Here is a 10,945-nt window from a genome sequence, read left to right as displayed (position 1 = left end):
TTGTACACACCAGCTAATTTTATAAACGATAATTATTTCAATCGTTATCGTAAAACTTTACAAACATCTCTAACCTTTTTAACCATGAAAAAAAACAATCAAAACACTAACCCAATTAACACTTCCTTATCATGATGAAAAAATATATTTATAAGTTATTCCTGTTTGGAATAATGATGGTGGGAAGCATTATGAATGCTCAAACCGTAAAAGGTGTAGTTTCTGATGTTGATGGGCCAATGCCGCAGGCTAATATCAATGTAAAAGGAACCTCAACCTATGCCATAACAGATTTTGATGGTAATTATATCATTAATGCTGGATCAGACGCTGTCCTTATTTTTAGCTATGTAGGATATCAAACTCAGGAAGTTGCCGTATCTGGCAGAAAAGAAATAAATGTTACGCTGGCAGCAGATTCAAATGCTTTGAATGAAGTTGTTATTGTAGGATATACAAGTGAAAAAAAATCGTCCATAACAGGTGCTGTTGCAACTGTAGATATGAGCGAATTAGCTAAAACAAAAGTATCTGATGTTGGACAAGCATTACAAGGGCAAGTTGCCGGTGTTTCAGTTTCGGCTAATACGGGTGCTCCCGGCGACGGACTTAAAATACGTATTAGAGGTGAAGGCACATTGGGTAACAACGAAGTACTTTATGTTGTAGATGGTGTTGCGACCCGCGATATTTCCTTCCTGAACATGTCTGATGTAAAATCGATGACGGTATTAAAAGATGCTGCTGCAACAGCTATATACGGATCAAGATCTTCGGGCGGGGTTGTTATTCTTACTACCAAAAGCGGTGCAAAAGGAAAAGCAAATATTGACGTAGATTATTTTGGCGGAACAAGTTATGCTACTAACCTTCCAAAAATGCTAAACGCAGACCAGTATTTGACCGTAATGGATCAGGCCTGGCACAATTCTAACAATAATCCTGCTAATGCCATAAGTCCTTATCAAACCGATAGAACTAACGGACAGGTTAACGGAATTCCGTTATCAAATACAAACTGGTTAAACGAATTATTTGGTGCAGGAAGAACGGACAATTTTCAGATTTCGGCCAGCGGAGGTACTGATAAAACACAATATTTAATTTCCGGAGGTTATTTTGGACAAAATGGTATTGTCGTGGGAGATAAAGATACTTACAGACGTATCAATTTTAGAGCAAATATTAATACCGAAATTACAGAACGCCTTAAAGTGGGTACAAACTTCCAAATTACGAGCAGCAGGCAGGATAAAATGTCTTCTAGCGGAGATGCTCCGGGAGTAATTAGACATGCTTTATTACGTCCTTCTGTTTTAGGAGTTTATAAAGATGTAAACGATCCAACGTATAAAGCAAATGATCCTTATACTGATTTGCCTTTCTACTTAAACAATAATCCTAATGGCGGATGGAGCCGTAATTATGAGCTGACATCTAACCCTATTGCGATCGTTAATTTTACAGATGATGTACGGTCTGCTTTTAAAACCTTTGGAAATGTTTATGCAGAATATGCTTTTCTGGCTGATAAATCATTAAAATTCAGAAGTAATTTTGGTGCCGAAATCACTTTTGATCACAATAAAGCTTTTGGAGAAAATTTTGGAGATGATAATGACAACGACCCAAATGAATTATATCCGGGACAAGGCAGACAAAACCGACCTTCAAACTTAAACGAAAACAGAGGAGAAGCAACGACTTTTACCTTTACCAATACTTTAAACTATACTAAAACTCTTGCAGAGAAACACAGTATCAATGCTTTATTAGGTGAAGAAACCGTTAGTTACGACCAATCTGCAGTTGGTGGAAGCAGAACGAATTATAACAATACGACAGATCCTTTCCGTTATTTGGATTACGGAAGCGATGTTAACAAAAACAGTTCAGGATCAGCACAAAGCTGGAATCTTATTTCCTTTTTTGCTTCTGCAAATTATGCATATGATAATAAATATTTAGTTTCAGGTACAATAAGAGCCGATGGTTCTTCGCGTTTTGGACCTAATAATAAATGGGGCTATTTTCCTTCGATTTCCGGAGGCTGGGTAATGTCGAGAGAAAAATTCATGGAAAATGCAAAATGGGTTTCTAATCTAAAATGGAGAGCCAGCTGGGGACAATCAGGAAATCAGGAAATCCCTAATAATGCCTATGAAACTCTTGTTACTGAAACTGGCGGAATCATAAATGTGGTTCGTTACGGTAATCCTGACTTAAAATGGGAAACGACTACGCAAACTAACTTTGGTCTTGATTTAGGTGTATTAGAAAATAAACTGACTTTCTCTGTCGATTATTTTGATAAAAGAACCGATGATATTTTACTAGCCGTAGGGCTTCCGTCTGCAACAGTTGGTCAAATCAATAAAACCTACGTTAATGCCGGTGTTGTAACTAATAAAGGTTTTGAGTTTGGAGCTAATTTTCAAAACAACGATCACGAATTCAAATACGGTATCAACGGAAATATTGCCACTTTAAAAAACAATGTAGAACAGTTGCAGCAATATGTTTCTGAAATCAATGATGACAAAACGCACACCAAAACAGTAGTTGGACAGCCAATTAGTTCGTATTATGGATTGAAGTTTGACGGAATTTATCAGAATCAGGCAGAAATAGATGCTGCTTTATATTCTAATTCAAACGGTGCAAAACCGGGCGATATTAAGTTTAAAGACTTAAACGGAGACGGGCAGATTAATGCGAATGACAGAACGTTTATAGGAAGTTCAATCCCGAAAATAACTTACGGATTCTCATTTAATGCCGAATACAAAAGATTTGACATGTCATTTCTTTTCCAAGGAGTTTCAGGTGTAGATCGTTACAATGACTTAAAACAAATTTTAGATTACGACAGCCGTCCTTTTAATTCTACTACTTCTGTATTAAACGCATGGAATGGCGAAGGTACAAGTAACACAATTCCTCGTAATACACTGAATGATAACGGAGGAAGTCAGGTTTCAAGTGTTTTTGTAGAAGATGCTTCTTATTTGAGATTAAAAAATCTTGAAATTGGATATACGTTTAATCCTAAAATAATTGGCGATACGTATTTAAGAATGTATGTATCCGGACAAAACTTATTGACTTTTACGAAATATACTGGTTTAGATCCAGAATCGACTTCTTTTATAGATCAGGGTACTTATCCTCAATCTAGTACAATATTAATAGGTCTAAAATTTAAAATTTAATAATCGAATCATGAAATATAAATATATAACAGTAATCCTTATTGCGCTTGCCTTAACAAGCTGCGAAGATGAACTTACTACAGATCCTATCGGAGCGCAAACTCAGGAACAAGCTAATTCTAAACCAACATTAGCTTCTGTAGAAAGTTCTGTAACTTCTTCTTACGATATGTTATCCAATCGATTAAATCAGCTGGCTGAATGGGATTGGAACGGAGGTCTAGTATTTCAAAATGATATTATTATAGATGATATCGCATCAGATGATATGGAGAAAAAATGGTCTCCAGATGGTGATCAATCCTGGATGGATGAAATCAATAATTTCACTTTTACTTCGACAAATGGTGGTCCAAACGGATTGTGGAAATACGATTATGAAGGTATCAAAAGAACCAATATTGCATTGAATTTTCTATTAAATCCGGAAATTGAATCGCTTACCGGAATTTCTACCCAAAGAAAAAACCAATTACTGGGCGAAGCTTATTTTTTACGTTCGTACTATTATTTTTCATTGGTAACTAATTTTGGCGATGTACCATTAATTCTGGCTCCCATAAAAACATATCAGGAAGCTTTTGATAAAGCCGTAAGAGCACCAAAAGAAACCGTATGGAGCCAAATTAAGACGGATTTAGAAACAGCAAAAGGACTTTTGCCAAACTTAAAATATTCGTCAAATACAGAAAAATGGAGAGTTTCAAAAGGAGCGGTTATTGCACTTTTGGCCAAAACTGCGCTATACAATAAAGACTGGGCGGCTGTAAATACTTTAGTATCAGAATTAGAAACAACAGGTTTTTATAGCCTTGATGCGAATTATTTTGATAACTTTAATATGAACAAGGAATATGCAGACAATGAAGTGATTTTCTCTTATAACCATGTTAAGCAAGCTGATCCGAGAAAAGGAAACGGAATTTGTGCACCTCTTGGATGGGGATTTTTTGCTCCAAGCACTGATTTTTTAGCTTCGTTTGAGCCTAATGACCCTAGAAAATTATATACCGTAAATGCTCCTGAACAATGGGTTAATAAACTTTTAGGAACTACAGACGGCGGAAACAAAGGCGATGATGACGCTCCAAACAATAAAGTTTTCATTCGTTATGCTGATGTTTTACTTTGGAAAGCAGAAGCACTTAATGAAACAGGAAATTATTCAGGTGCGATTGACATTATAAACCAAATTAGAGCAAGAGCGAGAAATACAGTTACAACTGTTACGGTTAGAGTTCAGGATCCGGCTTTTCCAGCTGACCCAAGTAAAACTATTCCGGTAACTTCAGTTGGTCCTCCTCCACCCGCAGGAACATTGCCAGACAGACCAAATTCTGGAGATAAAGCTCTTATAAAAAATTGGCTGATTGCTGAAAGAAGAGCCGAGTTAGGCTTTGAAAATCAAAGAATGCCCGATTTAAAAAGATGGGGAATTGCTAAGGAAGTAATGACGGCGCACGGAAAAGTTTTCTTAGACAAACATATGCTTTATCCAATTCCGCAAGCAGAAGTAGATGCCTCAGCAGGACTTTTAACACAAAATCCTGGATATTAAGATAAATCTATTTCCAACTTTTAAATTGCCTCCAGCTTTAGCTGGGGATCAAAAAGGGAATGAGAACTAGGCTTTAGCCAAAACACTTAATTATTTTGGCTAAAGCCGAATTTATTATCAATTCTTCAACCTCCAGCTAAAGCTGGAGGTAATTAAAAACGATAAAAAAATAAAACTAAAAATCATGAAAGATATAGCGAAACGTTTTGCAGACAACCCATTATTATCGCCTGTAGACATTCCTGCAAGCAGAGAAGGATTAGAAATTACATGCTTATTAAATCCCGGCGTATTTCAATATGATAATAAAACCTGGCTGATAGTGCGCGTTGCCGAAAGACCAAAACAAAAGGATACTGTTATTTCGTTTCCCATACTAACTCAAACAGGTGAAATTCACATTATCGAAATAGAAAAAAACGATCCTGAACTTATTGCTACAGATGCACGCGTTATCAATTATAAAGGAGTGGATTATTTAACCACGCTTTCCCATCTTAGACTTTTATGCAGTGAAGACGGACATAATTTTTATGAACCCGAAAACTATCCGCATTTGGTTGGCGAAGGTATGCTCGAAACTTTTGGAATAGAAGACTGCCGCGTCGCCCAGATTGAAGGAACATATTACCTAACCTTCACTTCTGTATCAGACAATGGTGTTGGTGTTGGTTTGCGTACTACAACCGATTGGAAAAACTTTACCAAACACGGTATGATATTACCCGCACACAATAAAGACTGCGCCATTTTTGAAGAAAAAATAAACGGATTATTTTACGCTTTACACCGCCCAAGCAGCGTAGATATTGGCGGTAATTACATCTGGATTGCTTCTTCTCCTGATGGTATTCACTGGGGAAATCATCACTGCATCATAAAAACAAGAAAAGGAATCTGGGACAGTAAAAGGGTTGGTGCCGGAGCCGCTCCCATAAAAACAGAAAAAGGATGGCTCGAAATTTATCATGGAGCCAATGAAAATCATATGTATTGTTTAGGTGCTTTTTTAATGGATCTTGAAAATCCCACAAAAGTAATTGCAAGAACAATAGATCCTATTATGGTTCCTGCTGAAGAATATGAATTAAGCGGTTTTTTCGGAAACGTAGTATTCACCAACGGCCACATTGTAGAGCCTGACGGAGACACTCTTACCATGTATTACGGTGCATCAGATGAATTTGTATGCGGTGCTCAGTTTTCGATTAAAGAAATCCTTTTACTTTTAAAAAATAGCTAATGTTTAAAAAACTTATATCAGAAATTGATCATTTTAAAAGTCAGACTCATAATTTTCGTATTCTTATTTTCACCAACTTAGTCTACGCACTAGTACTGCCGGTTATCGATATATTTGTTGCCGCTTATATTATGCGAAACTCAAATGACACCTCAAAAGTAGTCATATACCAATTGGCAATTTATACAGGGATTCCGCTTACATTTTTATTAAATGGATTCTTGCTGAAACATATCAATATCAAAAAATTATATTCAATCGGGATGATGCTCAGCGGCGTTTCGATGATTATAATGATGTCTTTAAAAACACTCGATTTAATCGGGATTGGTGTTGCCGGGATTACCATGGGGCTTTCATTTGGATTATACTGGTCAAATCGCGATTATCTGGCTTTGTCTATAACAAATGACAACAATCGAAATTATTATTACGGATTAGAAACCTTTATTTATACCATAATTGCCATTGCAATACCGGCAGCAATTGGTTTGTTTATTCAGTCAAAAATAGGTGAAGACGAAAAACACCGCGCATATGAAATTATTACCGCTGTTGTTTTTTTAATTACCATTATTGCTTCAATGGTTTGTTATAGAGGTAAATTTATAAATCCCGTACAAAAGCAATACATATTTTTCAAATTTCATCCGCTTTGGTACAAATTACTGTCGCTGGCTGCATTTAAAGGTTTGGCACAAGGATTTTTAGTTACCGCTCCTGCCATGCTTATTTTTAAAATATTGGGAGAAGAAGGCGCATTAGGAAAAGCGCAATCTATAGGGGCTGTTTTAGCCGCAATTATTATTTATTTCATTGGTCGTTTTTCTAAACCATCAGACAGGATTAAAACATTTTCTGTTGGCTTAATCCTATTTGCTTTAGGCGCTTGTTTAAATGGTTTCCTTTTCAACAAAATTGGTGTAATAATCTTTTTACTTTTATTGCTTATAGCAAAACCTTTGATGGATTTAGCCTACTTCCCTATTCAGTTAAAAGTAATTGACATTGTTTCCAGAATCGAAAAAAGAGGCGAATTCGCTTATATCCTAAACCATGAAGCCGGTTTATACCTTGGAAGACTTTTAGGCGCCGGAACTTTCTTAACCTTATATTTTGTTGTATCTGAAGATATTGCTTTAAGATATGCCATTGGTATTATCGCACTATTGCAGTTATGCTCCATTTACATCAGCAAAAAAATCATTAAACAAGGTCTTGAACTTTCACCAGATGAAGAAATAGAAGCTAAAGTATTAGAAGAAACAGCCGCAGGACTTCTTTAAATTAAAAAGAACAAAATGAATACATTTATAAAAATAAGCACTTCGTGCCTGTTAGTTTTAAGTTTAACAGCAGCCGCACAAGTAAAACAACAAAACATACCCCGTGTGGCACAAATGCCGGATTTACCACAGCCATTAAAAATTATTGACTATAAAAAACTGGCTTTAGATTTTGATAAAACAGTTTATGATTTTAATGCAAAAGGTAAATTTTGGCCGATGGTCTGGATGGATGACAGCAAAAAAAATTACCCGCAGACCGTTGTTGGATTATATACTGCTGTTGCAGATGTAAGACAAGGCCCTAATCACAATAAAGGAATGTTTCATGAAGCTCTCGCAACAATGGGCGCAACACTTGGAGCCACATTAGTTGGAATAGACAAAAACAACTCGCAAAACCTAAATTATGTTGCGATGTTGAAAAACTATTTCAACAAAGAAACCAACTGGAATATTATGATGAATAATACCTGCCCCGAAGTTGCTTTACTAGGCGGAGGTTATGGCCGTGATTGGTGGTATGACGTATATCCGAATCTTTTGTTTTATGCCATTTATGATAAATATCCTAACGAACCCGGTTTTACAGAAATAGCCAGAAGTATTGCAGACAAATTTTATGAGGCCGATGTAATTTTAAACGGCAACTACGAATACTCCTATTTTGATTACAACAAAATGAAGCCTATGACAAACCAAATCTGTGCGCAGCCAGATGCAGCAGCTGGACATGCATGGGTATTGTATATGGCCTATAAAAAATTCGGCGATGCGAAATACTTAAAAGGAGCTAAAAGCGCGTTAGCAGCATTAGAATCGCAATCTAAAAATCCAACTTATGAAGTTTTAATGCCTTTTGGAGCTTATTTAGCAGCAAGAATTAATGCTGAAGAAGGTACAAAATACGATACAAACAAAATGCTGGACTGGACTTTTGACGGAACACCAATTTGTCGTGAAGGCTGGGGTTCATTAGTTGGAAACTGGAACGGTATCGATATTTCGGGTGTTTTTGGAAGTACGGTAGATCACGGCGGATACGGTTTTTTAATGAATACTTATGACGCTGCCTGGCCGCTTATACCTATGGTAAGATACGATCAGTCGTATGCTGGAGCAATAGGAAAATGGATGCTGAATGCTGCCAATGCTTCTCGTTTTTTCTATCCGCAATATACGCCGGACGAACATGAAACAATACCTGAATTAGCTAAAGTTACGAAAGGCGTTATTGGTTACGAAGGGATAATAAAGCAATCCAGTTATAAAGAATATGAAAACCTAAAAGGTCCAGTAGCGCAAGGTGATGGTCCGCTTTGGGTACTTGGCGAAAATCCAAAAGAATCTCAATTTAGTGTTTACGGAAGCGGTCACGTTGGTATTTTTGGAAGTATTATTCGTGAAACCAATGTTACAGGAATATTACAATTAAATTTATTAGCAACCGATTTTTATAGCGATAAAGCCTATCCTTCTTATCTGTATTATAATCCGTATTCTGTAAGTAAAACAGTAACTGTAAAAGTTGAAAAAGATGCAAAAGTAGATTTATACAATACCGTTTCGGGAAGTTTTGTAGCCAAGAATGTTTCTGCTTCTGCAAAAATAAAAATGGATGCATTAAGTGCCGCTGTAATTGTACAAATTCCTTCTAATGGAAAGGTAAGCTATGAAGGCTCAAAAATGTTAGTTGATGGTATAGTTGTAGATTATCAATATCAGCAAAAAAAATAAATCATTAAGTTTCACGCCTAGTTTGTCATTCCGAGGAACGAGGAATCGCACAAGAGAATCGACAAAGATTGGCGACATTCTTTACGGAGTTTTTCGTGCGATTGCTCGTTCCTCGGAATGACAAGATTGGGTACAAATAATGGATTAAAATCCAGAATTTCATATAGCGTTCCGAAGGAACAAAACATATTGTAGGGATGGATTTTAATCCATTCTTCGCAATTATAATCGACAATAATACTATGAAATCTAATACCTTGAATTATATATTCATTTTTCTAATAATGTTTAATATAAATACAGCGATCGCGCAAAAAACAGCTGATAAAAAACGGTGGAAAGAATCCGTTTTTTATCAAATCTATATGCCGAGTTATGCTGATAGCAACGGAGACGGATACGGTGATTTTAAAGGAATGACCAAAAAATTAGATTATCTAAAAGAATTAGGTATAAAAGGCATTTGGCTTACGCCTTTTCTTACTTCACCAAAAGTCGATAACGGTTATGATATTGCCAATTATTACGAAGTAGACCCAACATATGGTACTAAAGCCGATTTTGATATTTTTTTAAATGAAGCCCATAAAAGAGGAATAAAAGTCATCATCGATATGGTTTTAAATCATACTTCTACAGATTGTAAATGGTTTCAGGAATCGAGAAAATCAAAAGACAATCCGTATCGGGATTATTATATCTGGAAAGACGAACCGAATAATTGGGAATCTTTTTTTGGAGGAACAGCTTGGGAAAAAGACGCTGCGACCAATCAATATTACTATCATAAATTTGATAAAAGAATGGCCGATTTGAACTGGTCAAACCCAAAAGTAGTCACTGAGGTTCAAAAAATACTTCGTTTTTGGCTCGATGCTGGTGTAGATGGTTTCAGATTAGATGTAATCAATTTCCTGACTACTAATGGAATTACAAAAGATAATCCGATGAAAAACGGACAGCAGGAACATCTAAACGATATTGATCAGGAAGGCGTAAAAAATGCCATGAAAATTATAAAATCGACTGTAAATGAATATGATAACCGTTTTATTGTAGGAGAAATTGGGAGCGATAAAATCGAGGTATTAAAACAATATCAATCACAGGATTTACTGGATGTTGTTTTTAATTTCAATTTTGGAAGCATCAAAGAATTTTCGACACAGCGTATTTTTGACGAGTTGCAAAGTATGGAAAAAAACATGAGCAATTATCCCACTTTATTTTTCGGAAGCCATGATATGCCCAGAATGATCGACAGGCTTACAGACGGAAATACAGACAGATCCATTGCCCTTGCTGCTCTGACACTTACAGCAAAAGGAGTTCCGTTTATTTACTATGGCGAAGAAATTGGTATGCATAATATTATCGCCCAAAACATAAACGAAATGGTCGACATACAAGGGAAAACCCATTATCAACTGGCAATAGCGCAAGGCAAAAACGACAAAGAAGCACTTCTTGAAGCAAACGAACACAATCGCGATAAATCCCGAAGCCCAATGCAATGGAACAGAGAAGCGTTTGCAGGATTTTCAACAGAAAAAAGCTGGATTAAAATCAATCCCGATTATAAAGAAATAAATGTTGATGCTTTAAAACCTCAAAAAAAATCTATTCTTAACAGCTATAAAAAATTGATCGCTTTACGGAATAAAGAAAAAGTTTTGCAATATGGAATTTATGATAATCTGGAACTTGAGGGAGATAAAATTTCATTTACAAGATCTTTTGAAAATGAAAAAATTACTGTTCTAATTAATTTTGGTATAAAAAAAGAAATAACACTGCCTGCGAATGTCAAAGTATTAATGGGAAGCAAAATTCTAAAACCCAATAGTTTTATTATTTATAAAAATTAGTTTTCATCCTGCAAGGTTTTCGAAACCTTGTAGGTATGGTT

6 protein-coding genes are annotated in these 10,945 nt (G+C 35.9%); all 6 read left to right on the top strand.

Annotation, left to right across the window (positions count from 1 at the left end; genetic code table 11):
* Window positions 1-131 precede the first annotated feature (131 nt).
* The 6 genes from APR43_RS11190 (at window position 132) to APR43_RS11165 (ending at window position 10,904) form a co-directional block, all read left to right on the top strand.
* Window positions 132-3,212 carry a SusC/RagA family TonB-linked outer membrane protein gene (locus APR43_RS11190; protein WP_053473547.1) on the top strand — a complete coding sequence of 1,027 codons (3,081 nt, stop codon included), beginning with the start codon at window positions 132-134 and terminating at the stop codon, window positions 3,210-3,212.
* Between the two features lie 10 nt (window positions 3,213-3,222).
* Entirely contained in the window at window positions 3,223-4,770 is a 1,548-nt protein-coding gene (locus tag APR43_RS11185) for a RagB/SusD family nutrient uptake outer membrane protein (protein ID WP_053473548.1), read from the top strand.
* Between the two features lie 184 nt (window positions 4,771-4,954).
* Window positions 4,955-6,013, top strand: coding sequence for a glycoside hydrolase family 130 protein (locus APR43_RS11180; protein WP_053473549.1), 1,059 nt, complete (start codon window positions 4,955-4,957; stop codon window positions 6,011-6,013).
* Complete coding sequence (locus tag APR43_RS11175) at window positions 6,013-7,299, top strand: MFS transporter (protein WP_082356465.1); 1,287 nt, start codon at window positions 6,013-6,015, stop codon at window positions 7,297-7,299. The genes APR43_RS11180 and APR43_RS11175 overlap by 1 nt, the downstream gene beginning before the upstream one ends.
* A 15-nt stretch (window positions 7,300-7,314) precedes the next feature.
* Window positions 7,315-9,036, top strand: a complete 1,722-nt coding sequence (locus tag APR43_RS11170) for a hypothetical protein (RefSeq protein ID WP_082356466.1) — start codon at window positions 7,315-7,317, stop codon at window positions 9,034-9,036.
* A 284-nt stretch (window positions 9,037-9,320) separates the two neighbouring features.
* Complete coding sequence (locus tag APR43_RS11165) at window positions 9,321-10,904, top strand: alpha-glucosidase (protein WP_240514947.1); 1,584 nt, start codon at window positions 9,321-9,323, stop codon at window positions 10,902-10,904.
* Window positions 10,905-10,945 lie beyond the last annotated feature (41 nt).

This window comes from Flavobacterium sp. NLM (genome assembly GCF_002210235.1).
In the GTDB taxonomy this organism is placed as follows: Bacteria; Bacteroidota; Bacteroidia; order Flavobacteriales; family Flavobacteriaceae; genus Flavobacterium; species Flavobacterium panici.
Note: the sequence above shows the minus strand (reverse complement) of the source record. Positions and strands in the feature narration are given on the sequence as shown.